General features: G+C 67.8%; 18 protein-coding genes. 13 read left to right on the top strand and 5 right to left on the bottom strand.

Features of this window, described 5'->3' with window-relative positions; all coding sequences use genetic code 11:
• The first annotated feature begins 8 nt into the window (after positions 1–8).
• The 3 genes from FAZ98_RS18315 (at position 9) to FAZ98_RS18305 (ending at position 2,677) form a co-directional block, all read left to right on the top strand.
• On the top strand, positions 9–854 hold the full coding sequence (locus tag FAZ98_RS18315; protein WP_158954025.1) for an amidohydrolase family protein: 846 nt from the start codon (positions 9–11) through the stop codon (positions 852–854).
• Positions 855–1,030: 176 nt separating this feature from the next.
• Complete coding sequence (locus tag FAZ98_RS18310; protein ID WP_158952714.1) at positions 1,031–1,780, top strand: SDR family oxidoreductase; 750 nt, start codon at positions 1,031–1,033, stop codon at positions 1,778–1,780.
• 48 nt (positions 1,781–1,828) lie between these two features.
• Positions 1,829–2,677: an ureidoglycolate lyase gene (locus FAZ98_RS18305; protein WP_158952713.1), complete on the top strand. Its 849-nt coding sequence runs from the start codon at positions 1,829–1,831 to the stop codon at positions 2,675–2,677.
• Positions 2,678–2,815: 138 nt separating this feature from the next.
• Here FAZ98_RS18305 and FAZ98_RS18300 read toward each other — a convergent pair whose 3' ends face one another.
• Positions 2,816–3,241, bottom strand: coding sequence for a PaaI family thioesterase (locus FAZ98_RS18300; RefSeq protein ID WP_158952712.1), 426 nt, complete (start codon positions 3,239–3,241; stop codon positions 2,816–2,818).
• A gap of 296 nt (positions 3,242–3,537) precedes the next feature.
• Here FAZ98_RS18300 and FAZ98_RS18295 point away from each other — a divergent pair, with 296 nt between their 5' ends.
• The gene (locus tag FAZ98_RS18295; protein WP_158952711.1) at positions 3,538–5,100 is read left to right on the top strand and encodes a methyl-accepting chemotaxis protein; all 1,563 of its coding nucleotides are present in this window, start codon (positions 3,538–3,540) and stop codon (positions 5,098–5,100) included.
• 78 nt (positions 5,101–5,178) lie between these two features.
• On the opposite strand, the gene FAZ98_RS18290 is transcribed toward FAZ98_RS18295, so the two are convergent.
• Positions 5,179–6,282 carry an AGE family epimerase/isomerase gene (locus tag FAZ98_RS18290; protein ID WP_456093744.1) on the bottom strand — a complete coding sequence of 368 codons (1,104 nt, stop codon included), beginning with the start codon at positions 6,280–6,282 and terminating at the stop codon, positions 5,179–5,181.
• A gap of 175 nt (positions 6,283–6,457) precedes the next feature.
• On the opposite strand from FAZ98_RS18290, the gene FAZ98_RS18285 reads away from it, so the two are divergent.
• The 5 genes from FAZ98_RS18285 (at position 6,458) to FAZ98_RS18270 (ending at position 9,932) form a co-directional block, all read left to right on the top strand.
• Complete coding sequence (locus FAZ98_RS18285; protein WP_158952710.1) at positions 6,458–7,144, top strand: MgtC/SapB family protein; 687 nt, start codon at positions 6,458–6,460, stop codon at positions 7,142–7,144.
• A 214-nt stretch (positions 7,145–7,358) separates the two neighbouring features.
• On the top strand, positions 7,359–8,321 hold the full coding sequence (locus tag FAZ98_RS18280; protein WP_158952709.1) for a hypothetical protein: 963 nt from the start codon (positions 7,359–7,361) through the stop codon (positions 8,319–8,321).
• A gap of 188 nt (positions 8,322–8,509) precedes the next feature.
• Positions 8,510–8,665: a hypothetical protein gene (locus FAZ98_RS35415; RefSeq protein ID WP_199272344.1), complete on the top strand. Its 156-nt coding sequence runs from the start codon at positions 8,510–8,512 to the stop codon at positions 8,663–8,665.
• A 251-nt stretch (positions 8,666–8,916) separates the two neighbouring features.
• The gene (locus FAZ98_RS18275; RefSeq protein ID WP_158952708.1) at positions 8,917–9,531 is read left to right on the top strand and encodes a flavin reductase family protein; all 615 of its coding nucleotides are present in this window, start codon (positions 8,917–8,919) and stop codon (positions 9,529–9,531) included.
• Between the two features lie 104 nt (positions 9,532–9,635).
• Entirely contained in the window at positions 9,636–9,932 is a 297-nt protein-coding gene (locus FAZ98_RS18270) for a hypothetical protein (RefSeq protein ID WP_158952707.1), read from the top strand.
• A gap of 104 nt (positions 9,933–10,036) precedes the next feature.
• Here the strand turns inward: FAZ98_RS18270 and FAZ98_RS18265 are convergent, their stop codons facing one another.
• Positions 10,037–11,194 carry a porin gene (locus FAZ98_RS18265; protein ID WP_158952706.1) on the bottom strand — a complete coding sequence of 386 codons (1,158 nt, stop codon included), beginning with the start codon at positions 11,192–11,194 and terminating at the stop codon, positions 10,037–10,039.
• A 279-nt stretch (positions 11,195–11,473) separates the two neighbouring features.
• Between FAZ98_RS18265 and FAZ98_RS18260 the strand changes: the two genes are divergently transcribed.
• Both FAZ98_RS18260 and FAZ98_RS18255 read left to right on the top strand, forming a co-directional pair.
• A complete protein-coding gene (locus tag FAZ98_RS18260) occupies positions 11,474–14,020 on the top strand; it encodes a penicillin-binding protein 1A (RefSeq protein ID WP_158952705.1) in 2,547 nt (848 codons plus the stop codon).
• 312 nt (positions 14,021–14,332) lie between these two features.
• Positions 14,333–15,205, top strand: a complete 873-nt coding sequence (locus tag FAZ98_RS18255) for a peptidylprolyl isomerase (protein WP_158952704.1) — start codon at positions 14,333–14,335, stop codon at positions 15,203–15,205.
• A 189-nt stretch (positions 15,206–15,394) separates the two neighbouring features.
• Here FAZ98_RS18255 and FAZ98_RS18250 read toward each other — a convergent pair whose 3' ends face one another.
• Together FAZ98_RS18250 and FAZ98_RS18245 are read right to left on the bottom strand one after the other, a co-directional pair.
• A complete protein-coding gene (locus FAZ98_RS18250) occupies positions 15,395–17,380 on the bottom strand; it encodes a methyl-accepting chemotaxis protein (protein ID WP_158952703.1) in 1,986 nt (661 codons plus the stop codon).
• A 275-nt stretch (positions 17,381–17,655) separates the two neighbouring features.
• Positions 17,656–20,130, bottom strand: a complete 2,475-nt coding sequence (locus FAZ98_RS18245) for a heavy metal translocating P-type ATPase (RefSeq protein WP_158952702.1) — start codon at positions 20,128–20,130, stop codon at positions 17,656–17,658.
• A 300-nt stretch (positions 20,131–20,430) separates the two neighbouring features.
• On the opposite strand from FAZ98_RS18245, the gene FAZ98_RS18240 reads away from it, so the two are divergent.
• Positions 20,431–21,861, top strand: a complete 1,431-nt coding sequence (locus FAZ98_RS18240; protein ID WP_158952701.1) for a DUF1254 domain-containing protein — start codon at positions 20,431–20,433, stop codon at positions 21,859–21,861.
• A gap of 398 nt (positions 21,862–22,259) precedes the next feature.
• Positions 22,260–26,093, top strand: coding sequence for a DUF748 domain-containing protein (locus FAZ98_RS18235; protein WP_158952700.1), 3,834 nt, complete (start codon positions 22,260–22,262; stop codon positions 26,091–26,093).
• Position 26,094: the final 1 nt, after the last annotated feature.

The following is a 26,094-nucleotide window of genomic DNA, read 5'->3' as shown; positions in this document are numbered from 1 at the left end:
GCGCGCCCATTTTTATCGACGCGCATCAGCATTACTGGGACCCTGCGCGCGGCGACTACGGTTGGCTCACGCCGCAACTAGCGGCGCTCTATCGCTCGTTCGGTCCCGCCGATCTCGCGCCGTTGTGCGCCGCGTGGAATGTCTCGCGCACGGTGGTCGTGCAGGCCGCGCCCACGGTCGAGGAAACGCGCTGGCTGCTCGAACTCGCGCGCGGCGAAGCGTCGATCGCGGGCGTGGTCGGCTGGGTGCCGCTCGACGACCCGCACGCGGCCACCTTGATCGCCGAACTCGCGCGCGAACCGAAATTGCGCGGCGTGCGGCCGATGCTGCAAGACCTGCCCGACGACGCGTGGATCGCGACCGCGAACACGGCGCATGCCGTCGACGCGCTGATCGCACACGATCTCGCCTTCGATGCGCTCGTTTTCACGCGCCATGTGGACGCGCTCGCCGCATGGCTCGCGCGGCATCCCGCGTTGCGCGTGGTGATCGATCATGGCGCGAAGCCGCCAATTGCAGCCAGCGCGCATGACGTCGTCGATCCGGCCTGGGCGCAAGCCATCGCGCAACTCGCGCGGTTCCCGCAAGTGCATTGCAAGCTTTCGGGGCTCGCGACCGAGGCCGCGCCGGGCTGGACCGAGGCGACGCTCGCGCCGTGGGTCGCGCATCTGCTCGCGAGCTTCGGCCCGCAGCGCTTGATGTGGGGCAGCGACTGGCCCGTGCTGAATCTCAACGGCGACTACGCGCGCTGGCACGCCTGTGCGAACCGGCTGCTCGCAACGTTGACAGCGCGCGAGCGCAACGACGTGTTCGGCGGCAACGCCATGCGGTTTTATCGGCTGAACATGGGCTGAAACGCGTTCCAGCCGGTTAGACAACGTCCGGCGAACGCCACGCGGCACGCGCGCGTCGCCATAATGACGGGCGGCATCGTCACGACTTCTTCTGCGGGTTCATCCCTTCAACGCGGCATGAGGCGCTTACTGCAATACCGGGTATCGCCGCGCCGCGCTTCCAACCGGAGTGGCAGATGGTACAAAGACTGGCCGGCAAGACGGCCTTGATCACCGCGGCGGGCCAGGGCATCGGCTATGCGACCGCCGAGCTGTTCGCGCGCGAAGGCGCCCGCGTGATCGCGACGGATATCCGTATCGACTCGCTCGCGGCGCTCGGCAGCCAGGTGGAGGCGCGCAAGCTCGACGTGCTCGATAACGCGGCCGTGCAAGCGCTCGCGCAGGAACTGGGCGCCATCCAGGTGCTGTTCAATTGCGCGGGCTTCGTGCACGCGGGCTCGATTCTGGAAGCGAGCGAAGAAGATTGGGACTTCGCGTTCGATCTGAACGCGAAGGCGATGTACCGCACGATTCGCGCGTTCTTGCCCGCAATGCTGGAAGCGGGCGGCGGGTCGATCATCAACATGTCGTCGGCGGCGTCGAGCGTGAAGGGCGTACCCAACCGCTTCGTCTACGGCGCTTCGAAGGCCGCTGTGATAGGGTTGACCAAGGCCGTTGCCGCGGACTTCGTGACGCACGGCGTGCGCTGCAACGCGATCTGTCCGGGCACGGTGAATTCGCCGTCGCTCGAAGAACGCATCGCGACGCAGGCGGCGGCGCAAGGCACAACGGTCGATGCCGCGCGCGCGGCGTTCGTCGCGCGTCAACCGATGGGCCGCGTGGGCAAGCCCGAGGAAATCGCGGCGCTCGCGCTCTATCTCGCCTCGGACGAGTCGGCGTTCACCACCGGCCAGGCGCATGTGATCGACGGCGGTTGGTCCAACTAGTCCGTTCGCAGACATTCCGACCACGACGTACATAAGGAACTTGAGACGATGAAACTGCTTCGCTATGGCCCGAAGGGTCACGAAAAACCGGGTCTGCTCGACACGCAAGGCCGCATTCGCGCGCTCTCGGGCGCCGTGACCGATATCGCGGGCGACGTACTGTCCGACGCCGGCCTCGCGCAACTGCGCGCGATCGATCCTGAAACGCTGCCGCTCGTGGAGGACAATCCGCGCCTCGGGCCGTGCGTGGGTCACATCGGCAAGATGGTGTGCATCGGCCTGAATTACGCCGATCACGCGGCCGAGTCGGGCATGCCCGTGCCCACGGAACCGGTGGTGTTCAACAAGTGGACGAGCGCGATCGTCGGCCCGAACGACGACATCGAAATTCCGCGCGGCTCGAAGAAGACCGACTGGGAAGTGGAACTGGGCGTGGTGATCGGCAAGGCCGCGAAGAACGTGAGCGAAGCCGAGGCGCTCGATTACGTGGCGGGCTACTGCGTCATCAACGACGTGTCCGAGCGCGAATGGCAGATCGAGCGCGGCGGCCAGTGGGACAAGGGCAAGGGCTTCGACACGTTCGGCCCGACCGGCCCGTGGCTCGTCACGCGCGATGAAGTTGCCGACCCGCAGAATCTGTCGATGTGGCTCGAGGTGGACGGCCATCGCTACCAGAACGGCAGCACGCGCACGATGATCTTCACGGTCGCGAAACTCGTGTCGTATCTCTCGGAATGCATGAGCCTGCAACCGGGCGACGTGATTTCCACGGGCACGCCGCCGGGCGTGGGCATGGGCGTGAAGCCCGCGCCCGTGTATCTGAAGGCGGGGCAAACCGTGCGCCTCGGTATCGAAGGTCTTGGCGAGCAGTCGCAGAAGACGCGCGCGGCGGAGTAAGCGCCCGCTTGCGTCTTTCGTCGGTGTTTCGTGTCGACGATAAATCCACGCGCGAGGCGAGGTCAGTGAACGCTGACTTCGCCTCGCGCGTTGTGTTTCAGGGCACGCAGGGCACGAGCGACGCGCGATGCCTCTCGCTCAATCGTCGATGCCCTTTTCGCTCATGCGGCTCACGGTGCCTTGCGCGAGCGCGACCAGCCGCTCGTCGCCGTTCTCCATCACGAACACGCTGCATTGGCAGGTCGCCTGCTGACGTCCCGCATGCACCACGCGCGCCCGCGCCATCAACGTGCCGGTGAGCGCCGGCCTCAGATAGTTGATCTTGTATTCGCCCGTGACCACGCGCGGCCCGAGCGCGAGCGCGCCCGCGAACGTGAGCGCATTGTCGGCGAGATAGCTGATCACGCCGCCGTGCACGAAGCCGTGCTGTTGCTTCAGCTCGTCGCGCACCGGCAGCCGCAAGGTGAGTTCGTCGGCGCCCACATGCATGAGTTCAGTGCCGAGCAGCATGCTGAACGGCTGCGCCAGCAGCGCGCCGCGCGCGCGATCCACAAGATCGGTCATCGTCGCATTCCCTGGGCCTATGCCCGCGTGGTTTCCTAACCACTCTAGGAAGCCGCTTACCAGCGCGTCAAGGTGAATTGCGTGACACGTGTAAGGCGATTGTTGCCGAAAGTGCGCCCAATGCTTTCACCTTCATTTCAAAAGCGATCGGTCGCTCTTTTTTGAGCCGTTTTTCGCAGCTTTTCGGCCGTTTGGGCCTCAAAAACAACGTTTGCGCGGCCGATAACCGCTGTGCGGGCCCGAGCGATCACATGCACGGGCCGCGCGCCCAATTCACTGCTATCCCAGGGTTCCCGATGTTCAGCAAGATCAAGGTCGCATCCGGCCTGTTGTGCGTTCTCGTCGCGTTTTGCGTATTGCAGCTCGTGACCGAAGGACTTGGTTTCTGGTCGCTCACGCGCACTCACGACGACGTGGCCGCGCTTTCCAAGGTGGCGTTGCGTCAGGCGAGCGCCGCCGACGAAATCACCCAGCAGTTGATGGACGCGCGCATCAATCTCTCGCGCGCCGGCACGCGCATGGTGCGCGGCGGGACCGTGCCCACGGAGATGGTCAATCACGCGCGCGATCAGCTCAGCCTTGCCGACAACTCGTACGCGGCGCTCATGGACGTGCCGCCGATCAACGACGACAACCGCGCGCGCGTGGCCGCCCTGGCGCAACGCTACCAGGTGCTGCGCAAGGCGCTGGGCGAACTCGTCGACGACCTGAACAGCAACAATCTGCAAGCGTTCCTCGACCAGCCGACGCAGTCGTACCAGGACGCCTACCTCACCGAACTGCATAACTTCGCGCAGTTCAACGCGGCGACCAGCCACGCCTCGCTGCAATCGATCGATTCGCGGCTCACGGTGTTCGAGACCGTGGGCGGCGTGATTCTGATCGTGCTGATCGCGCTCGTGGCGGGCGTGCACCTCGGGCTGCGCCGCGGTGTGGTCGCGCCGCTCGAAGAAGCGGGCCGCCACTTCGAACGCATCGCGCGCGGCCGCCTCGACGAGCGCGTGAGCGCACGCGGCGACAACGAAATCGGCCGTCTCTTTCAAGGTCTCGCGCTGATGCAGGCCAGCCTCGCGCGCACGGTGCATACGGTGCGCGAAACGGCGGGCTCGATTCACGTGGGCGCCGACGAAATCGCCACCGGCAACGCCGATCTTTCGGCGCGCACGGAATCGCAGGCCGCTTCGCTCGAAGAAACGGCCGCGAGCATGGAAGAACTCACGGGCACGGTGCGCAACACGGCCGAAAACGCGCGCGAGGCCAACTCGCTCGCCGAAGCCGCGCTCGACGCGACCGCCCGCGGCGGCGCCGTGGTCGGCGAAGTCGTGGAGCGCATGCGCGGCATCGCGCAAAGCTCGGACAAGATCGCGGAGATCATCGGTGTGATCGACGGCATCGCGTTCCAGACCAACATTCTCGCGTTGAACGCGGCCGTGGAAGCGGCGCGCGCGGGCGAGCAGGGGCGCGGCTTCGCGGTCGTGGCGGGCGAGGTGCGCGGTCTGGCGCAGCGCAGCGCGCAATCGGCGAAGGAAATCAAGACGCTGATCAGCGAGTCGGTTTCGCAGATTCGCGGCGGCTCGGAACTCGTCGAGCGCGCGGGCGAAGCGATGCGCGAAGTGTCGACGTCCATCTCGCGCGCGACGCAGATGATGGCCGGCATCAGTGCCTCGTCGCTCGAACAAAGCTCGGGCATCGACCAGGTCAATCAGGCCGTGTCGCAGATGGATCAGATGACGCAGCAGAACGCCGCGCTCGTGGAGGAAGCCGCCGCGGCCGCGGCTTCGCTGCATCAGCAGACGCAGATGCTCGCGCAAGCCGTGGCGGCATTCGAGATTTCGCCGGCGGTGCTCGCGGCGAATTGAGCTGCCGGGTCGCGGCTCGAGTGACGCGGCTGCCGGCACATTAGCCGGCGTTTTTACCCAAAATGGCGCCGGCGTCGCTCAGACGCCGATACCCATGTACGCCGTGAGCAGGTGATATGGCGTTGTTGACGGCATGTCGGCGCGCGCCACGTTGCCCGCCGCGTCGCGGCATTCCACCCAGCCTTGCGCCGTGAGAAAACGCGGCGCGAAACGCTCGATCTGCGGCGCGAGGCGCGCGCGCACGGTGGCTTCGCCATGCGTGGCGAGCGCGCGCAAATACTCCGTTTGCGCCCAGATCCGCTGGGTCGCATCGATCACGTCGCCGCGCTCGTCGAGCGCGGCCGTCACGCCGCCCGTGGCCGGGTCCACGCCGTGCTCCTCCGCAAAGACGAACGCGCGCGCGAGTGCCGCTTCGAGACCCGAATCGCCCAGCCGCGCCCCCGCGCGCGACGCCAGCCAGAACCATTCGAACTGATGTCCCGGCTCCAGCCGGTTGTCCTGCACGCCGATCGGCAATTCGGCGATGCAACCCGTGGGCGCGTGCAGGAAGCCGCGCGCGACGGCCTCGACGAGACGCGTGATCGCCGTGTCGAACGCGCTGTCGCCGGTGGCCTCGCTCGCCACCAGCCAGGCTTCGACCAGGTGCATGAGCGGATTTTGCAGCGTGCCGCTCGTGACGTTCGCGAACGTGGCGTCGAGCGCCGCGTAGAGCAAACCGTCCGGCGCCTTGAAGCGATCGACGATCAGCGCCGAAGTTTCGCGCGCCGTGTCGAGCGCTTCTTTCACGCCGAAACGCTGGCCGTACGCGGCGCACGCGAACACCACGAAGGCGTGCGTGTAGAGGTCTTTGGTCGTGTCGAGCGGCGCGCCGTTGGCATCGACGCTAAAGAACCAACCGCCGTTCCGGCTGTCCTGAAAGGTGTGGCGCAACGTGTCGAACAGCGTCTGGCAGTGTTCGGCGTCGCCCGCCTGCGAGAACACGAAGAGCTGGCGCGCGCACGCCATGGCGCGGTAGCGCGTGACGGGCAGCGTGGCCGCGCCGTTCGCGTCGAGCGCCTCGAAGGGCAGGCGCAGCGCGGCGTTGAAGCCGGGGCCGCGCCACAGCGGCAGCACGACGCGGTCGAAATGCTCGCGCAGGCCGGCTGCGCTGGGGGAGGGCTGGGTTGCGGTCATCGCGTTCATGGGAAAAGACGCGTCAAGTGTGGAAGTGAGGTCAGCGATTGTACGCTTTGCGTAACCCGCCTTTCCACCGTCCGAACCGCACGCCACCCGGCCACCGCGCCGCGCGCTCCCATCGACTTCCACCAACAGGCGGCCCGCGCCCGCGGCGACCGCCGACGACTTATAAGGAGCAAGCATGATCGGAAACTGGGAACTCATCGCGCGGCTCGTGCTGGCGGCCGCGCTCGGCAGCGTGATCGGCTTCGAGCGCGAGCGGCTCTCGTGGGCCGCCGGGTTGCGCACGCACATGCTGGTGTGCGTGGGGTCGGCGCTCATCATGCTGGTTTCGGCGTTCGGTTTCGCCGATGTGCTCGCCGCCGACCACGTCGTGCTCGACCCCTCGCGGATGGCCGCGCAGGTGGTCTCGGGCATCGGCTTCCTGGGTGCGGGCTCGATCCTGCTGCGCGGCGAGATCGTGCGCGGTCTCACCACGGCGGCGAGCCTCTGGTCGGTCGCGGCCGTCGGGCTGGCGGTGGGCGGCGGCCTGTACACGGCCGCGATCGCCGCGACGGTCATCATCCTCATCATCCTCGCGGGCATCAAGCCGCTGGAGCGCCGTTTCATCACGTTCAAGCAGCGGCGCCAGCTCACGATGCTGGTGGAGCGCGGCGCGCTCACGTTCCACACGCTGCACGACGCGCTCGGCACTTCCAGCCCGCGCGTGAAACAATTTGTGATGCAACAGAGCGACGATTCGCCCGAGCTCGACGAGGTGATGATTACGCTGGGCCGGGTTTCGGCAATGGAATACGAGGCGATCTGCGCAACGCTGCGCCAGTTGCCCTGTGTAAAGGAGTTTCGCGAGGACGGCGCGCGCGGCTGAGCGCGTGGCGGACTCGTGCGCCTTGCTGCGCGCCTGGTGAAAAGAAGGCGAAGGCGCGGCCCGCGCGACGATGCGGCGCGGGCCGATCGCGGGGCGGAAATCTGTCCGGTCATGACGGCATGCGACAATGCGGGCTCGAAAAGAAGGACGTTGCGCGATGGCGGACCGGCCCAGCGCGACGCGAACCGCATTCTTGTTTCATGGCTTCAGATTCATGGCAGATTACGCAGATACCGCATTGAGCCCCTCGCGCCCCGAGCGCAGCGCGCCGTCGAAGCGTCGCGCAACGTCTGATTCTTCCGACTTCCCTCCCGAAACGCACGACGCGACCACGCCGGACGTCGATGCCGGTATCGCCGCGCGCGACGCGCTGGCGGCGGCTTCCGCGGCGATTGCCGCTGCGCAACCGGGGGCCGGTTCGGCCGCGGCTGTGGATTCGATGCATGCCGAACCCGGCGCGCCCGATGCGCCCATACGCCAGGGCACGCTCAGCGGTTTCGAGGTGCCCGAGGGCGAAGCCGCTAGCGCCGATGAGGCCAGCGCCGCGTCCGCGCGCCGCGGCGGCCGCCGAAATGCCGCGCCGGCGGACGAGCACGCCGCCTCGCCGTCGCCCGCCGATGCCGAACCGGCGCGCGTGGAACCCGTGCTGTTTCCCGCCGCTTTTTCGGACACCCCGAAAGCCCCGAGCGCTGCGAATGTCGCGGAGCCGCCCGCGCTCGCGGGCCGTATCGACGCATTGCACACCGCGCTGGCCGACCAGCAGCGTCTCGCGGCCGCTTCCGCGCGCCAGCTCAAGTGGACGCTCGCCGCCGCCACGGCCGCCGTGGTCGCCACGCTCGGCTTCGGCATCGCGCAGTCGGTGCGCTTCGACAGCTTCGCCAACGAATCGCGTGCCGAAACCGCGCGACTCGAGCAACTCGTGCTGAGCCAGCAGTCGGCGCTGGACGGGCTGTCGCAACGGCTGGCGGCGCAAGCGGCGGCGGCTCAGGCCGCGCAAGCCGCCGCGGCCGTGGCCGCCGAGGCGCCCGTGGCCCGGCCGGCGCCTTCGCGCGCGGCACCGGCCGCCGCGCCCGCGCCGGCGAAACGCGCGCGGGCGGCCCGCGAGGCGCGTGAGACCCGTGAGACCCGCGCAGCGCGCGCCGAGCGCGCTCATCGCGCGCAAAAATCGACGCACTGACGCCGATTCGTCCCCGTATCAAGGATATCGATGCGTTGTTTTACTGCAACGCATCGATCCCGCTCGACCCCGTGCGACGGCGCGTCGCAGATTTCTTGTTGCATTGCACTGGCGTTCGCCTAGGGAAAACCCTATACTTCGTCTTGTCCTAGGGAAAACCCTTAACTTGCAGTCAACCGGGAGTCGCCATGAGCTTGATCCTTGCCCTGTTCCAAAAGGTGAGCGACCTCTTCGCATCGCCTTATCTGCCGATGGATTCGGACTACTCGTACGCAGCGCGTCATCGCGAAGCGGAACGCGTACGCCGTTCGCACTACGCACCGTTCGGCTTGCCGCGTGACTGATCGAAGCTGAGGCGCTTCAGGCCGCATGTGCGGTCCAACGCGCTTCTCCGGTCGCACCGCGAAGAACATTCAACGAGGCCGGCTCTCGCAAGGGAGCCGGCCTCGTTGCGTTCGGGGCCGCGCGCCGCGCCGTGGCGGGCTCTCGCCACCGTGCTCGAAACCCGCGCCGTGTGGGCTCGACGACAAGCGCGCGTGGCCCGTGTCATAGTGATGCCGCATCGCCAACCCGGCGCCATCGCTATCTTTCCCTCATGTCCGACACCTACTTCTACGATCCCGCTCAAGGCCACGGCCTGCCCCACGACCCGTTCAAGGCGATCGTCGCGCCGCGCCTGATCGGCTGGATTTCGAGCCGCGCGCCCGGCGGCGTGTTCAATCTCGCGCCGTACAGCTTTTTTGGCGCGTTCGCGACGTTTCCGGCCGTGATCGGCTTTTCGAGCGAAGGGCGCAAGGACAGCATCGCCAATATCGAGGCGACGGGCGAATTCGTCTGGAATCTCGCGTCGAAGTCGCTGGCCACGCACATGAACCAGACCTCGGCGCCGGTGGCCGCCGACGTCGACGAATTCGCGCTCGCGGGCCTGACGCCCGCGCCGGGCCGCAATGTCTCGGTGCCGCACGTGGCCGAAGCGCCGGCGGCGCTCGAATGCAAGCTGCTGCAGGTGATTCGCCTCAATGCGCTCGACGGCACGCCGATGAACAACTGGCTCGCGCTCGGGCAGGTCGTGGGCGTGCACATCCGCGAGGAATTCCTGAAGGATGGCCTGTTCGACACGCATGCCGCGCAACCGGTGATGCGCGCAGGCTATCGCGCCGACTACGCGCAGATCGGCGAGATGTTCCAGATGATGCGTCCGGGCGCCTGAGCGCGTTCCTCGCGCGCCGCGGTGCTCATTCGCGGCGCCGTTGCCGCTCCTCGCGCACGCGCCGATAATGGCCGCACAGCGCGTGGCGCGCGGGGAGACCTTCCATGCAATCTCCGGCGGGATCGGTGGCGGCGCTCAGCTCGGCTGCCGCGACGATGTTTTCGGTCGGCATGATCTTTCTCGGCTACTGGGGACTGCACGAGTCCTCGGCGTGGCGGCCGAGCGACGTGGTGATCGTGGCACTCGCGTTATTCGGCTTCGCGTGCCTCGGCAGCGTGCCGTACATCGCGACTTCGCCCGCCAAACCCGAGGACGAGTCGCGCTTGATGCTGGCGAGAAAGGCGTTTCTGGTGGGCGTGGTGGCGGTTTGGGTTTCGATTGGGGTTTCGGTTATCTGGTGACGCGCCAACCTGCCTGCGTACAAAAATATCCACGTGCCCGGCGCATATACACCGGGCACGTCCCGGCTTTCGTCGCGTCAACGCGTCGCTAGATCAATCTTCCCTCAAAACCGCGCCCGCATCCCCACCGTTCCCACGACCTGGTTTGCCGTCGACGAAGCGCCGCCCGCCGTGTTGATGAACGCGACATAGTGATGCCCGGAGGCGTGCTGGTACATCGCCTCGGCATACACGTCGGTGCGTTTCGACAGCTTGTACACGACCTGCGCATCCGCCTGCTGCCACTTCGGGTCGGCGCCGTACGTGGTGGTGCGATCCACGTGCGCGTCGGTGAAGGTGTACGCGAGGCCCGCGCTCCATGCCGGGCTGATCTGATACTTGCCGTTCACTTCGTAGTTATTGAAGCTCATGTCGCCGTTCTGCGAGCCGAACGCACTCGTGCCCGAGTACTCGCTGCGCGTGAACACGAAGCCCGCCGTCGCCGGGCCGAACGCGTAGTTGATGCCGCCGCCGAACGACCGCAGACGCTGCGCGCCGAGCGCGAAGCCGCCCTTGCCGTTGGCCGTCGATTCGGCGAGATCCACCGCGCCCGCGCTGCTCGCGCTCGCGCCCTGCGTGCCGTTCAGTTGCAGATAACCCGCGGCGATCGCGAGCGGTCCGCGCGTGTAACTCGCGCCAAAGCTATACGCGCGATTCGCGGAGAAGTCGGTCTGGTTCGAGAACGCGTAGAGCGCGCCGAACTTCAGGCCGCCATACGTGTTGCTCGTGAACTTCACCGCGTTGCTGATGCGCAGCGAGTGGTTGAGGTTGTCGTTGTCGAACGGATGCGCGAAGCCGGTGTCGCCGAACGTGCCGGCCGTCGCCGAAAGCGGCGCGACGAAATCGACGAGCGAGTCGTACTGGCGGCCCATCGTGAGCGTGCCGAACGTGTCGCTCGCCAGACCCACATACGCCTGGCGGCCGAACATGCGGCCGTCCTGGCCGGTCTTGCCGTTCTGCACGTTGAAGCCGTTCTCGAGCACGAAGACCGCATGCAGGCGGCCGCCCAGGTCTTCGCTGCCGCGCACGCCGAAGCGGCTGCCGTTGACGTTGCCGCTCGTCGCTTGCCAGAGCGCATGGCCCGCGGCGTTGTTCGTGTACATGATGCCCGCGTCGATCAGGCCGTACAGCGTGACGGAACTCTGCGCGTGCGCGGCGGGCGCGCCGATCAGGCCGAGTGCGCCGATCACGGCGGTGGTGGCGAGCGTGTTGGTGTGTTTCATGTGAGGCTCCTGAAGCGTTGTGATGCATAGCGTGTGCAACAGCGACAGGAGTGTAGGGATCGCGTGCCGTCAGAAAATCGGCTGTGACTGGAGAGGATTCTTCCGCAATCAGGCACGATCAATTCATCGTTTCGTCATATTTTGTTGATGTCGATGTAAGCGCAACAGAAGGCCGGAAGAAAGCCGCGCCTCGCGAGTTTGGTACGATGCACGCTTTGCCAGCCGACCCGACCTGCCCGCGTGAAGCGTTACGTGCCGTTGATCCGCGATCGAATCGCGATGTTGTTCGCCCGCCTGAAGCCCGCCGCCGCGCGGTTCGGCGCGTTGTTGCGCCCTTATCTGGCGCGCGCGTGGCATCACGTGCGGCACCCCACGAAGCGCGGCGTGCTCATTGCCGTGGCGGCGCTGCCCGCGCTGCTGCTGCTCTACACGATCGTGCTGATCCCGTTCACGCCGAGCATCGGTGACATCCGCAAGGCGCGCGTGGACGAGCCCGCGCAAATCCTGTCCGCCGACGGCAAGCTGCTCGCCGAGTTCAAGCCCTCGAACCGCGAATGGGTGCCGCTCGCGCAGATTTCGCCGCATATGGTCGACGCGCTGATCTCCACCGAGGATCACCGCTTCTACGAGCATCACGGCATCGACTTCAAGCGCACGGCGGGCGCGGCGTTGCACACGTTCTCGGGCGACCGCCAGGGCGGTTCGACCATCACGCAGCAGCTCGCGCGCAACCTTTATCCCGACGAGATCGGCCGCGCGCCCACGCTCACGCGCAAGCTCAAGGAAGCGATCACGGCGTTCAAGATCGAGGCTGTCTACAGCAAGCCGCAGATTCTCGAAACGTATCTGAACACGGTGCCGTTCCTCTACAACGCGTACGGCATCGAGATGGCGGCGCGCACGTATTTCGGCGTCTCGGCGGATCAGCTCGACATTCTGCAAAGCGCCACGCTCACCGGCATGCTGAAGGGCAACGCCTACTACAACCCGGTGATCAATCCCGAGCGCGCGCTCGCGCGCCGCAACACCGTGCTCGGCCAGATGGTGAAGTACGGCAAGCTCACGCCCGCGCAGTTCGCGACGCTCTCGAAAAAGCCGCTGCGTCTCGACTTCGAGCGGCAAACCGAAACGCCCGGACCCGCGCCGCATTTCGCGCTGCAACTGCGCAAATGGCTGATCTCGTGGGCCGACCGCAACGACTACAACATTTATTCCGATGGCCTCGTCGTGCGCACGACGATCGACTCCCGGCTTCAGTCGATGGCCACGGCCGCGCTGCGTCAGCACGCGGCGCAACTGCAAGGCGTGGCGAACGGTGCGTGGAGCGGCCGCAACGGCTGTGTGGCGAGCAACGACCTGTTCGCGGCGTTCATGCGCGAGACGCCCGACTACAAGCGCGCGCAGGACGCGGGCGCGAACGACGCCGACGCGCTCAAGCAGCTCGCCGCCGACCGCGGTTTCATGCGCAACCTGTGCAAGACCAAGACGGAAGTGCAGGCGGGCTTTCTCGCCATCGACCCGCGCAGCGGCCAGATCAAGGCGTGGGTGGGCAGCCGCGATTTCACCGACGAACCCTTCGACCACGTGCAGCAGGCGCGCCGTCAGCCGGGCTCGACGTTCAAGCCGTTTGTCTATGGCGCGGCCTACGCGGCAGGCGCGAAGCCGACCGACACGTTCATCGATCAACCGGTCGAAATTCCGTTGCGCGGCGGCGAAATCTGGAAGCCCACCGACGACGTGCCGCCCAGCAACCGGCCGATGACGCTGCGCGACGCGCTCGCGTATTCGCGCAACCGCATCACGGCGCAACTCGTGCAGACCGTCGGCCCCGACAAGGTCGCGAACCTCGCGCGCGCGATGGGCGTGCGCGACAGCCAGCTCGATCCCGTGCCTTCGCTGGCGCTGGGCACGAGCCCGGTCACGCTGAAGGAAATGGTCTCCGCGTACAGCACGATCGCCAACGACGGCACGTATCTCGAGCCGCGCATGGTCACGCGTATCGAGGACCGCAAGGGCGACGTGCTCGCCGAATTCGCCGATGCCTCGCCGCAGCGCGCGCTGTCGGCCGAGGCGGACCGCACGCTGCTCGACACGATGCGCGACGTGGTGAATCGCGGCACGGGCGCGAGCATCCGCTCGCGCTTCGGCATTCGCGTGGACGTGGCGGGCAAGACCGGCACGACCCAGGGCAACACCGACGGCTGGTTCATCCTCATGGACCCGCAACTCGTGGCGGGTGCGTGGGTCGGTTTCGACGACGGCCGCGTGACGCTCGACGACTACTGGGGCCAGGGCGCGCGCAGCGCGTTGCCGATCGTCGGCGACTTCTTCCAGCGTGCGTTGCGCTCGCGCCTCGTGGACCCGCGCGCGCGCTTCGACACCGAGGTGACGCCGGGCGCGTTCGAGACGTTCCGCGACAAGCTGCGCGCATGGATCGATTCGCTGACGGGTTCGCACGAAGCCGCGCCGGCCCCCGCCGCGCCGCCGCATCGTGCGCCGTCGCGCGCGCCCGCGCCGGCTTCGGCGCCGGGCGCGGTGGTTTCGCCGGCATCCGCCGCTTCCTCGGTGACGGAGGTATGGGAAAGCGGTGGCGGCGTACCGTCGGCGGCTTCGGGCGCTTCGGCAACGCGCGATATGGGCTTGCCGCCGATCCTCGGCCCAGCGAGCGCGCCGTCGCCGGCGCAACCCGCGCAGCCTGCGCCACCGTCGTATCCGGCGCAGGAACCTTCGCTCGCACCGACCCCGACACCGGACGTCACCGACCCGGACACGCCGGGCGCGAGCGCCAGTTACACGCCGCCCGTCGCGCAGCCGCAAGGGCAGTAGCGTGCGTTCTCGCAGGCGCCGCCTCGCAAGTGGCGGCGCGCTGCGACGTTCTCATCGGCGAATCGCTTCGACTCGCATCGCGCCGAGTCGAGCCGGCACGCGCGATTCGCTCACGCGCGCCTTTCATCGCGAAAACCGCGACCTCTCGAGTTTGATCTGCCGCAAAGCCTTGGAGCGCCAACGCTCGGTTTTGACAATTCCTGACAGCGCCGCATTTTGAGTTCCGCTAGTCTCGCGGCGGTCCGCATCTGGCTGGCGGCGCGCTACGTGTCGCGTCGCTCGCGCTTATCTATCGAGTTGGAGTCAATCGCCATGTCGTTTATGTCCCGTTGGATTCGTACGCTGTGCATGACCGCGTTTGCGGCCGTGACGGCGAGCACCCTGTTGCCCGCGCTCTCGCTTGCTGCCGAAACCACGACACTGCCCGCCGGTGCCATGGCGCTCGTGAACGGTCAGGCGATCGCGCAGACCACCCTCGACGAAGCCGTGCGCAAGGTCACGAGCAATGCGGGTGCGCCCGACACGCCGCAACTGCGCGCCGCGCTCAAGCAGGATCTGATCGCGCGCGAACTGCTGCGTCAGCAGGCGCTGCGTGCGCATTACGATCAGCGCCCGGAAGTCGCGCAGGCGCCCGCCGAGCAAAAGACCGACGCTGCAATTCGCGCGTGGATCGTGGACAACGTGCGCGCCGCAGCCGTCACCGACGCCGACGTGAAGGCACGTTACGACGCCGTCATCCAGACCTTCGGCAAGGACGAGTACAAGCCGCAGGTGATCGCCGTTGCCGACGAAGCCACGGCGAACACCGTGATCGCGGCCGCGAAGTCGGGCAAGCCGTTCGCCGATCTCGCGCGCGAATACGGCGTGGGCGCGACCCAGGCGAATGCGGGCGCGATGCCCTGGATCAGCCTCAAGCTGCCGCTGACTGAAGGCAACACGCACGGCGTGCCGATGCCGCTCGCGCAGGCGATCACGAGTCTCGCGCCGGGCGAGCTGCTGCCGCAACCGCTCAAGGCCGACGACGGCTGGCTGATCGTGCGTCTGGAAGCGAAGCGCGCGATGGCGATTCCGAAGTTCGACGCGTCGAAGGAAGAGATCCGCCGCACGCTGCAAGCCGAAGCCATGGATCTGGCGATGGCGCAGCGCGTGACGCAACTCGCGCAGGAAGCGACGATCGTCGAATAAGCGCGGCTCGGCCGTGCCCCAAGCGATAAAAAAAGCGGCGCCATTGCGCCGCTTTCGTTTTTTGCGTGTCCGTTTTGGTGCTCACGCTGTTGCGCGAGAGCCGACGACGGCGCGGCCCGCAGCCGCCGTGCGCGATGCGACGCCTGCAACGAACTGCGCGCCGTATCGACGAAACTCAAGACCCGCCGCTCAGTCCCGCACCTTGAACACGGAGACGAGTTCGGCGAGCGTCGTGGCGTGTTCGTTGAGCGCGGCCGCCGCGCGTTCGGCGTCGCCCACGAGCGCGGCGTTCTGCTGCGTCGCCGCGCCGATCTGCGAAACGGCGATATTGACCTGCTCGATGCCGCCCGACTGCTCGCGCGACGCCACGCTGATTTCGCCGATGATGCCGCGCACTTCCTCCACGCGCGCGACGATGTCGCGCATGGTCGTGCTGGCTTCGCCCGCGAGGCGATAACCGGTTTGCACCGTCGCCGACGACTCGGCGATCAATGCCGCGATTTCCTTTGCCGCCGTTGCCGAACGTTGCGCGAGACTGCGCACTTCGCTCGCGACCACGGCGAAGCCCTTGCCGTGCTCGCCCGCGCGCGCCGCTTCCACGGCCGCGTTCAACGCGAGAATGTTGGTCTGGAACGCGATGCCGTCGATCACGCCCGTGATGTCGGCGATCTTCTGCGAGGCGCGGCTGATGTCGTTCATCGTCTCCACCACGCGTTCGACGGCCTGGCCGCCGCCCAGCGCCGCGTCGGCCGCGCTGCTCACGACCGTGTTGGCGCGCGAGGCGTGCTCGGCGTTCTGCTGCACGGTGGAGGTCAGCTCTTCCATGCTCGCGGCCGTTTCTTCGAGGCTGCTCGCCTGGCTCGCGATGCGCGCCGCGATCTCGCCGCTGCCCGTGGCGATGCGCGAGGTGTCCTCGTTCATTTGCGCGGTCGCGCCGCGCACCTGCGACACGATCTGCGCGAGTCCTTCGCCGATCCCGTCGATGGCGCGCGTGAGGCGGCCGATCTCGTCCGCGTTCATGGGCGTGCCGTCGGCGTGCAACGCGGTGTCGCTGCCAATGCGCACTGTGAGGTCGCCCGCCGCGAGTTGACCCGCGGCGTGCGCGGCGGCGTCGAGCGGCCGGCTCACGAGGCGGCGCGCCGCGTAGATCGAGAGCGCCGCGAACGCCGCCACCAGCACGAGGCCGATGGCCGCGAAACGGTCGCGCGTGGCGGTCACGTCGGCCATGATTTCGTCGTCGGCGGCCACGCCGCCCACGAGCCACTGCCATTGCGGCACCGTCACGAACGAGGCGAACTTGTCGCGCGCGTCGTGCTCGTTGAGCGTCGCGTCGGCGGAACGATAGTCGAGCGTGCCTTCGCGCGCTTCGAGCATCTTCGACCACGGCGCGTCGTGGTCGTCGTAGTGACGGCCCGCGGCCGCGGGATGCACGAGGAAGGTGCCGCGCGCGGGACCGTTCGAGGCGTCGATCACGAAGTAATAACCGGTCGCGCCTATCTTGAGCTTGGCGATCTCGCTCTTGAGCGCGTCGATCTGCGCGCCCACGTCCACGCCCACGAACAGCGCGCCGATCACTTTGCCGCTCGCATCGTGGATCGGCCGGTATTGCGTGATGTACTGCTTGCCGAACAGTTGCGCGAGACCCGTATAGCTGCGGTTCGCGAGAATCGGCGCATACGCGGGACCCTTGCGGTCGAGCAGCGTGCCGATCGCGCGCGTGCCGTCCTGCTTCTTGAGCGAGGTCGTCACGCGCACGAAGTCGTCGCCGCTGCGCGCGAAGATCGTCGCGATCGCGCCGCTGCGCGCGAGGAACTGGTCGGGCACGGTGAAGTCGAGGTTGAGCACGTGGTCGCCGGACTTGAAGGTCGGCGTGGCCTGGCCCGCGATGTCGACGGTCTGGCTTGCGTCGAGCGCGAAGTCGCCGGGCAGGAAGCTCGCGAAGAGCGTCATCGCGCGGTCGACTTCGGCGTCGAGCGCGCCGTCGATCAGCGAGATCGACGAAGCCACCGAGTGGTCTTTTTCGGCGATACGCGCGCGCACCTGATCGCCGAGCTGCGTGGCGGCCGTGCGCGTGAGCGCCCATGTGAAGGCCGCGAAAATCAACGCGACGATGACACAGGAAAGCAAAGCGAGGCGCACGCCGACGCTCGTGCGGCGCGAAATACGTGAAAGCATGAAAACGATTCCAGAAGACGTCGGATGGAGTGCGTGCACCAAAAAGCGGCGCTCGCATGACGCATTACGGCGCGTAAGCCCCCAACCTTTAGGGTTGCGCGCGAGCCCGGCGCCGCTGCGCTAAAGCGTTGTATCGAGTGAGATATTTCGGTCGTGCCGCGAGCGCGCGAAGTCGATAAAAGTCCGCGAACGCTCGCGAGCGCGCGCCAAAGCAAAACGGCGCCCGAAGCGCCGTTTTGGTGCAAGACCCGCGCGAGGCGAGCGGGGCCGCGACTTTATCGCCGCGCGCGCCAACTGCGCAACAACAACGCGTTGGTCACGACGCTCACGCTGGAAAACGCCATCGCCGCGCCCGCGATCATCGGGTTCAGGAGGCCGAACGCCGCGAGCGGAATGCCGATCAGGTTGTAGACGAACGCCCAGAACAGGTTCTGCTGGATCTTGCGCCACGTGCGCCGCGAGATGTCGATGGCGGCCGCGACGAGCGCCGGGTCGCCGCGCATCAGCGTGATGCCGGCCGCGTGCATGGCGACGTCGGTGCCCGTGGCCATGGCAATGCCGATGTCGGCGGCGGCGAGCGCGGGCGCGTCGTTGATGCCGTCGCCGGCCATCGCCACGATGCTGCCCGTGCGGATCTTCAGGTCGCGGATCGTGCGCGCCTTGTCGTCGGGCAGCACTTGCGCGTGGACTTCGTCGATGCCGAGCTGCGCGGCCACGGCCGCCGCGCTGCCCGCGTTGTCGCCGGTCACGAGCACGCTGCGAACGCCCATCGCCTTCAGACTGGCGATGGCTTCGCGCGCAGTGGGCTTCACCGTGTCGCCGAACGCGAGCAGGGCGAGCACGGCTTCGTGCGGCGCCGCGTTGGGCGCGATCAGCCAGGACACCGTGTTGCCCGCGCTTTCGAGCGTTTGCGCGCGCGCGGCGAGCGCGGGCGGCACCGCGAGCCCGAGTTCGTCCACCCAGCGCCGGCTGCCGACGGCGAGACGGCGGCCGTCCACTTCGGCTTCGACGCCGCGGCCCGGCACGGCGCGCGCATGGGCGGCGGCGGGCAGCGTGGCTGCGTGGGTTTCGGCTTCGTACGCGCGCACGACGGCCTTCGCGAGCGGGTGATCGCTCTGGCGCTGCACGGCGGCGGCCTGCGCGAGCGCGGCGGCGCGCGTGACGCCCTCGGCGGTGTCGAGCGCGGTGAGCGCCGGTTGGCCGAGCGTGAGCGTGCCGGTTTTGTCGAAGGCGACGAGGCTCACGTTGTGCGCCGTTTCGAGCGCTTCGGCGTCCTTGATGAGCACGCCGTGGCGCGCCGCCACGCCCGTGCCCGCCATGATTGCGGCGGGCGTGGCGAGGCCGAGCGCGCACGGGCAGGCAATCACGAGCACGGCCACGGCGTTGAGGATGGCGGTTTCGGCGCTCGCCCCGGCGAGCAGCCAGCCGCCGAGCGTGACGACGGCGATCGCGAGGATCGCGGGCACGAACACGGCGCTCACGCGATCGACGAGACGCTGGATGGGCGCCTTCTCCGCCTGCGCGCTCTCGACCAGACGGATGATGCGCGCGAGCGTGGTTTCCGCGCCGATGGCGGTGGTGCGCACCGCGAGCGCGCCCTCGCCGTTGATCGAGCCGGCGGTGACGGCGTCGCCGGGCGCCTTCGGCACCGGCAGGCTTTCGCCCGTGATCAGCGATTCGTCGATATGCGTGCGGCCCTCGGCCACCACGCCGTCCACGGGCAAGCGCTCGCCCGGCAGCACGATCACGAGCGTGCCCACGCGCACCTGCGCGAGCGGCACGTCGCGCTCGGCGCCGCCCGCTTCGTCGCGAATGCGCGCGCGTTCCGGGCGCAGCGCGTTGAGCGCGCGGATGGCGTCCGTGGTTTGACGCTTCGCGCGCGCTTCGAGCCACTTGCCGAAGCGCACGAGCGTGATGACGACCGCCGACGCCTCGAAGTACAGATGCGCCATCGCGCCCGGATGCGCGAGCATCTCGTAGACGCTCACGCCCCACGCGGCCGAGGTGCCGAGCGCCACCAGCAGATCCATGTTGCCCGAACCCGCGCGCACGGCCTTCCACGCCGCGCGGTAGAAGCGCGCGCCGAAGCCGAACTGCACGACGCTCGCGAGCACGAGTTGCGCGACGGCGGGCAGCATGGCGTGCGCGCCGAACCACGCGCCGATCATCGGCACGAGGAGCGGCGCCGTGAGCACGGCCGAGATCAGCACGGCGCGCCATTCGCGACGCGCTTCGTCGGCTTTCGAGGCGGTTTGCGCGCTCGCTTGCGCGGCGGCTTCGTCTTCGTCGGCGGCGAGCGGCGTGGCGGTGTAGCCCGCTTTCTTCACGGCGGCCACGAGTTGATCCTGCAGGTCGCCCGTGAGCGGCGCGCGCAGCGCGACGGTGGCCTGCTCGGTCGCGAGATTGACGCTCGCGCCGGTCACGCCGGGCACTCGCGCGAGGACTTTTTCGACGCGCGACGCGCACGCCGCGCAGGTCATGCCGCCGATGGCGAACGCGGCGCTTTCGGCGGCGACCGGCACGGCTTCGTAGCCGGCTTTCTCGACGGCCGCCACGAGCGCGGCGGGACCCACGCCTTCGCTGGCTGCGACGGTGGCTTTTTCGGTGGCGAGATTGACCGAGGCGCGCGTGACGCCCGGCACCTTCGCGAGCGCCTTTTCGACGCGTGTCGCGCAGGCCGCGCAAGTCATGCCGCGGATTTCGAGTTCGGCGACGGTGTCGGCGCGCTCGGCAATTAAGGGTTCGTTCATGACGGAGGCGAACGTAGGAGATTCGATGTCAGGAGTATCTACGTTCCCATCATGGGAAGGTCAAGGGGCGATTGCGCGGCGTGGCGAGGTTTTTTGCGCGGCCAACATACGACATATCGGCAAGGCACAATTGCTCGCGTCAGACTTTTCACACCCCTGTGTGGGAGATACGATAGCATCCGCCGGCATTGGCACCTCGTCGCGCGCATTCGCCACGGTCCTTGGGGGGACCCGCGCGCGGCAGACGCCATCGACGTCACTTTCTGGATCTGGACCGCCCGCTTCGCACATAACTTACAAATGACAACAACACGTCGAGAGTTCTCCCTGTTTCGCACCGGCTTCGCACTCGCCGGCTTCGCGCTGATCGCCGCCTGCGCCACCGCGCCCGATACCGTCGCGCCGAAGGTCAGCAACGGTTGGGTCAAGGACGAGGTTTCCGATTCCTACGTGTTCGGCTTCCCGCTCGTGCTGATGGACGTCTCGCGCGAAGCCGCCACCGGCAGCGCGCCCGGCCAGGCCGCGCCTAACACGCTGCGCCATGCGCAATCGCTGCCGCCGGTCGGTGCCTCGAGCCCGCCCGAACCGAACCTCGACACGCTCGCGTCCAGCGGCTGGCTCGACGTCTCGAACGAACCCGTGATCGTCGCGTTGCCCGACTCGCATGGCCGCTATCTCGACGCCCGCGCGCTCGACATGTGGACCAACGTGGTCTGGTCGACGGCGGCCGCACCGGGCAACGAGCGCGTTGCCGGCCAGAAGGCGCAAACGATTGCGTTCGTGCCCGCGGGCTGGAAAGGCACGCTGCCGGCGCGCGCGAAACGTGTGGATGTGAGCACGCGCTACGTGTGGTTCGTCGCGCGCATCCAGACGCGTGGCGGCGGCGACATCGCGGCGGTGCGGCGCCTGCAACGCGGCCTGCGCGTCGCGCCGCTTTCCGCCTGGGGCGAGGGCGGGGCACGCGGGGACGAACCGGGCGGCGCGACGCAGAGCGGCGTTCCCGTGGCGTCCGGCACGCCGGCGGCGCAGGTCGCGGCGCTCGACGCCAACGCTTTCTTCAATCGCCTCGCCAGCGCGCTCGAAGACAATCCGGCCGCGCCCGACGACGCTCACGCGCTCAAGATTCTCGGCGACATCGGCGTGCAGCCCGGCGAGCAGGCGCAATTGCCGGGTGGCGCGAAAGACAAGGCGATCGTCGCGGCGGGGCTCGCCGACGGCCGCGCGCGTGTCGCCACGCCGCCTTCTAACCTGCTGGCCGGCAACGGCTGGCTCTGGGTCGGCGACGATGCGGGCAACTACGGCCCCGATTACGCGCTGCGCGCCTACGCCGCCTACACCTCGCCGGGCCTGCCGACGAGCCGCGACGAAGTGCGCGCGAGCGTGAGCCAGGACGGCGACGGCCACGCGCTCAACGGCGCGAATCGCTACACGATCCACTTCGCGGCGAAGCAGTTGCCGCCCGCGCGCGCGTTCTGGTCGATCACGGCGTACACGCCCGACGGCGCGCTCGACGCCGACGCGCCCGTGCGCGTGGCGTTCGGCGATCGCAGCGGCGCGCGCCGCAATCGCGACGGTTCGCTCGACGTGCAGGTGAGCGCGGCGCGCCCGCGTGGCGCGGCGAACTGGGTGCCGGTGCCGCATGGCGACTTCCGGCTCGTGCTGCGCATGTACGCGCCGAAAGCACAGGCCACCGACGGCAGCTGGCAACCGCCGGTGGTCGAACGTCGTTGATGCGCTGAAGCCGGTATGCGGCGGCTCACGCGCTGATTGCGGCAAGCGCCTGCTTTCGTGAATCTTGCGCGCGCCGGCATCGGCTCAGGCCGATACACCGGCGCGCGTGCCTCGCTTCGCGTCGTTTCGCATCGCATCGAGTCTATCGAACTGGTGATCGACATTGCCGCCCATGTCGATCCGCTTTTCAGCACGGCGCGCGCGCGCAGGGCGCAATGCTCCGCGCAACGTTTCCCTACCTCTGGCACCGGGCGCGCAGCTCGCGGCGCGTACGTTTTACCGACGTGCCTCATGCCATCGGGCCTATACTTCCGCGTGTCGGGGCGGCGCGTCACGCGCTGTCCGTCACCGTCCCACATCGCGCGGCGGGCCAGTTGCCGCGTCATCCGCAAGCACGCATGGCAAGCCTCAACAAAGCATCGCTGAACTCCTCGCTGCAATCGGTGCGTGCCGTCGCACGTGCGCCGCGCACGCGGCAAGTCCTGATCGGCGTGCTGATTTTTATCGTCGTCTTCGGGCTGCTCGGGTTCTTCGCCGCGCCGCCGCTCATTCGTCACGTGGCCGAGCAGCAGTTGAGCAAGCAGCTCGACCGGCCCGTCACGATCGGCCGTATCGCGCTGAATCCGTACACGCTGCGGCTCGAAGCGGACCGCGTGCATATTGGCGAGCGCGGCGGCAGCGGTGACTTTCTCGACGTCTCGCGCGCGATCGTGCAGGCGTCGTGGTCGTCGGTGTTTCGCGCGGCGCCCATCGTGGACGAAGTGCAACTCGATTCGCCGCGCGTGACGATCGTGCGGCTCGACGCGCAGCGCTTCAATTTCACCGACCTGATCGAAAAGTTCTCGAAGCCTTCGCAACCGGCCAGCAAGCCCACGCCGTTTTCGGTCTCGAACATTCGCGTGGAGAACGGCCAGATCACCTTCGACGATCGCCTGCTCAACGAGAAGCACGTGATCGATCGCTGGTCGCTCGGCATTCCGTTCATCGCCACGCTGCCGTCGAAAACCGACATCTTCGTGGAGCCGCTGCTGCGCGCGCGCATCGACGGCGCGAGCACGCTCGCCATCGACGGGAAAACCAAGCCGTTCGCGGCCTCGCGCGAGTCGGAAGTCGAACTGCGTTTGACCGATCTCGACGTGCCGAAACTGCTCAGCTACGCGCCCACGAAGCTGCCCGTGATCGTGAAGAGCGGGCGGCTCACGACCAACCTCAAGCTCGACTTCGTGATGACGGGCGAGAAGCCCACGCTGCGCGTTTCCGGCACGACCGATCTCGCCGACGTGCAGGCCACGGACGCCGCGAACGCGCCGCTGTTGAACGCGCGCAGCCTGCACGTGGCGGCGGCGTCGCTGGAACCGTTCAGCAACCGCTACCGCTTCGACGACATCCAGCTCGACGCGCCCACGGTCTGGCTCGCGCGCGACAAGCAAGGCGTGCTCAGCGTGGAGAAGCTGGCGGGCGCGCCCGCCGCGAAGCCGGAGCAGGGCGCGGGCGCTGCCACGACCAGCCGGGCTGCGGCGTCGGGCGCGGCGGCGGCTTCGGCGCCGGTTTCGGCTTCCGCTTCCGCTGCGTCGGGCGCCGCTGCGTCGGGCGCCGCCGCGACGCAAACCGCCGCGGCCGAACCCGCGCCGCTCGATCTGTCGATCCGGCAATTCGCGCTCAACGACGGCACGCTGCACGTGCATGACGAAGCGCCGTCGCGGCCTGTCGATGTCGATCTCACGCAACTCGCGGCCACGCTCGCCAATTTTTCGACGACGTCGAAGGCGAGCGCGCCGTACACGCTCGCGCTCAACATCCGCGATGGCGGCACGGCCAGGGTCACGGGCGGCCTGAGCCTCGCCGCGCGAAACGCCGACGCCAATATCGCGCTGCAAGGCGTGAATCTGCCGCCCGCGCAGCCGTATCTCGACAACGCCACCGCCGCGCAGATCGTCGACGGCAAGCTCGATCTCAACGCCACGCTCAAGGCGAACTGGGCCGCGCAACCGGCCGCCGTGACCATCGGCCCGAGCACGCTCGGCCTCGACTCGCTCAAGGTTGCCGCGCGCGGCGCGAAAACGCCGGCCATCGCGCTCGCGCAAGGCACGGTCAAGCTCACGAGCGTCGATCTCGCGGCGCGCAAGGCGCAGGTCGCTTCGGTCGACGCCACCGGTCTCGCCGTCAACGTCGAGCGCCTGAAAGACGGCAAGATCGACTTGCTGCAACTGGCCGCGCCCCATGAAGCCGCGCCCGAACGCACGGCCATCCACGCGGCGCAGAAGTCGGTGAAGGAAGGTCCCGCGTGGCATTACACGATCGACGCGCTCAACGTGAGCAACGGCGCGATCAACGTGACGGACAGCGCCGCGCCGCGCCCGGTGAAGCTCGCGATCGCGCCGCTCGATCTCAAGGTGCAGCAGATCAGCGACGACCTGCATCACGCGTTGCCGATCGACCTCAAGGCCACCGTGAACCGCAAGGGCACGCTCGCGCTCAACGGCAACGTGAACCCCACGCCGCTGAAGGCGCAACTGAAGATCGACGCGAACCGGCTCGACGCGGCCGCGTTCGAGCCGTACTTCGGCAAATCGCTCAACGCCGTGATCGCGAGCGCGCTGCTCAACATGAACGGGCAACTCGCGGTCGAGCAGGACAAGGCGTTCAAGGCGAACTATCGCGGCGACGCGGCGCTCGTCGACGTGCGCATGCTCGACAAGGCGACCTCGGCGCAGTTCGCGGGCTGGCGCTCGCTCGCGCTGTCGAATCTCAAGGCGAATTACGACGACGCGCGCGGCACCGACGTCGACGCGAGCCGCGTGACCTTCGCGGGCTTTTACGGCCGCGTGGTGCTCGACGCGCAAGGCCAGCTCAACCTCAAGAACGTGGTGGCGCACGAAAGCGGCGAGGCGAAGTCGCTCACGCAGGACGCTGGCGCCGCCGACGCGGGCAAGCGCGGCCGCGAACCCGTGCCGCTCACGCCGCAGGCCGCGAGCGCGCCCGCGGCGGCACCGGCTACCGGACCCGCGCCCACGGTGCAGGCCGCGCAGGGGCCGCAGCACCCGGTGCGCCTGCACTTCGGCCAGCTCGTGCTGCAAGACGGCAGCGTCAATTACACGGACAACTTCATCAAGCCGAACTACACGGCCGACCTCGTGCAGATCCACGGCACGGTGGGCGCGTTCGGCACCGAATCGACCACGTCCGCGCCCGTGGATGTCTCCGCGAAGCTCGCCGCGAACGGGCCCATCACGATCAAGGGCACGGTGAATCCGCTGATCGCGAAACCGGCGCTCGACCTCACGGCCACGGCGCACGACATCGAACTCACGAACCTCACGCCGTACTCGACCAAGTACGCGGGTTATCCAATCACGAAGGGCAAGCTCAACGTCGACCTGCATTACCAGCTCGCCGACGAGCAACTCACCGCGAACAATCACATCTTCATCGACCAGCTCACGTTCGGCGATCACGTTGACAACGACACCGCGACGAAGCTGCCCGTGCGTCTCGCGATCTCGCTGCTGAAGAACCGGCGCGGTGAAATCGACGTGAACATTCCGGTTTCGGGCTCGCTTTCGAACCCCGAGTTCAGTCTCGGCGGGCTGATCTGGAAAGCCGTGCTCAATCTGCTCGCGAAAGCCGTGACCGCGCCGTTCTCGTTACTTGCGAACGCGTTCGGCGGCGGCGGGGAAGAGCTCGGTTACGTGGAATTCGCGCCCGGCACCGCCACGCTCACCGACGCCGACAACGGCAAGCTCGACAAGATCGCGCAGGCGCTCGGCGACAAACCGTCGATCAAGATCGACCTGATCGGCCGCGCCGATCCCGCCGTGGACACGCCCGCGCTGCGCGAGCAATACGTCGACAACCTCGTGCGCCAGGAGAAGGTGAAGGACACGGTGGGCAACGGCGAAAGCGTGGATACGTCGCAGGTCAAGGTGGACGCGAAGGAGTACCAGAAGTACCTGACCGAAGCGTACAAGGACGCCGACTTCAAGAAGCCGCGCAACATGATCGGCATGACGAAGACGCTGCCCGACGACGACATGAAACAGGCGCTCGCCGAACATGCCACGGTGGACGAAGCCGCATTGCGCGACCTCGCGCAGCGCCGCGCGCAGGCCGTGCAGCAATACTTCGACGGCAAGGTGGATGCGAGCCGCGTGTTCATCGTCGCGCCGAAGCTCGACGCCAAGGGCATCGACGACAAAGGCGCCACCACGCGCGTCGATTTCGGGCTGAAGTAAC

The organism is Paraburkholderia acidisoli (genome assembly GCF_009789675.1).
Taxonomy (GTDB): Bacteria; Pseudomonadota; Gammaproteobacteria; order Burkholderiales; family Burkholderiaceae; genus Paraburkholderia; species Paraburkholderia acidisoli.
Note: the sequence above shows the minus strand (reverse complement) of the source record. Positions and strands in the feature narration are given on the sequence as shown.

Excerpts from the sequence above, each read along its gene's own strand:
- FAZ98_RS18260 (WP_158952705.1), top strand. The coding sequence starts at position 11,474 with ATGTTGTTCGCCCGCCTGAAGCCCGCCGCCGCGCGGTTCGGCGCGTTG.
- FAZ98_RS18300 (WP_158952712.1), bottom strand. The coding sequence starts at position 3,241 with ATGACCGATCTTGTGGATCGCGCGCGCGGCGCGCTGCTGGCGCAGCCG.
- FAZ98_RS35415 (WP_199272344.1), top strand. The coding sequence starts at position 8,510 with ATGAGCTTGATCCTTGCCCTGTTCCAAAAGGTGAGCGACCTCTTCGCA.
- FAZ98_RS18265 (WP_158952706.1), bottom strand. The coding sequence starts at position 11,194 with ATGAAACACACCAACACGCTCGCCACCACCGCCGTGATCGGCGCACTC.
- FAZ98_RS18255 (WP_158952704.1), top strand. The coding sequence starts at position 14,333 with ATGTCGTTTATGTCCCGTTGGATTCGTACGCTGTGCATGACCGCGTTT.
- FAZ98_RS18250 (WP_158952703.1), bottom strand. The coding sequence starts at position 17,380 with ATGCTTTCACGTATTTCGCGCCGCACGAGCGTCGGCGTGCGCCTCGCT.
- FAZ98_RS18290 (WP_456093744.1), bottom strand. The coding sequence starts at position 6,282 with ATGAACGCGATGACCGCAACCCAGCCCTCCCCCAGCGCAGCCGGCCTG.
- FAZ98_RS18270 (WP_158952707.1), top strand. The coding sequence starts at position 9,636 with ATGCAATCTCCGGCGGGATCGGTGGCGGCGCTCAGCTCGGCTGCCGCG.
- FAZ98_RS18305 (WP_158952713.1), top strand. The coding sequence starts at position 1,829 with ATGAAACTGCTTCGCTATGGCCCGAAGGGTCACGAAAAACCGGGTCTG.
- FAZ98_RS18280 (WP_158952709.1), top strand. The coding sequence starts at position 7,359 with ATGGCAGATTACGCAGATACCGCATTGAGCCCCTCGCGCCCCGAGCGC.
- FAZ98_RS18275 (WP_158952708.1), top strand. The coding sequence starts at position 8,917 with ATGTCCGACACCTACTTCTACGATCCCGCTCAAGGCCACGGCCTGCCC.
- FAZ98_RS18285 (WP_158952710.1), top strand. The coding sequence starts at position 6,458 with ATGATCGGAAACTGGGAACTCATCGCGCGGCTCGTGCTGGCGGCCGCG.
- FAZ98_RS18235 (WP_158952700.1), top strand. The coding sequence starts at position 22,260 with ATGGCAAGCCTCAACAAAGCATCGCTGAACTCCTCGCTGCAATCGGTG.
- FAZ98_RS18310 (WP_158952714.1), top strand. The coding sequence starts at position 1,031 with ATGGTACAAAGACTGGCCGGCAAGACGGCCTTGATCACCGCGGCGGGC.
- FAZ98_RS18240 (WP_158952701.1), top strand. The coding sequence starts at position 20,431 with ATGACAACAACACGTCGAGAGTTCTCCCTGTTTCGCACCGGCTTCGCA.
- FAZ98_RS18295 (WP_158952711.1), top strand. The coding sequence starts at position 3,538 with ATGTTCAGCAAGATCAAGGTCGCATCCGGCCTGTTGTGCGTTCTCGTC.
- FAZ98_RS18245 (WP_158952702.1), bottom strand. The coding sequence starts at position 20,130 with ATGAACGAACCCTTAATTGCCGAGCGCGCCGACACCGTCGCCGAACTC.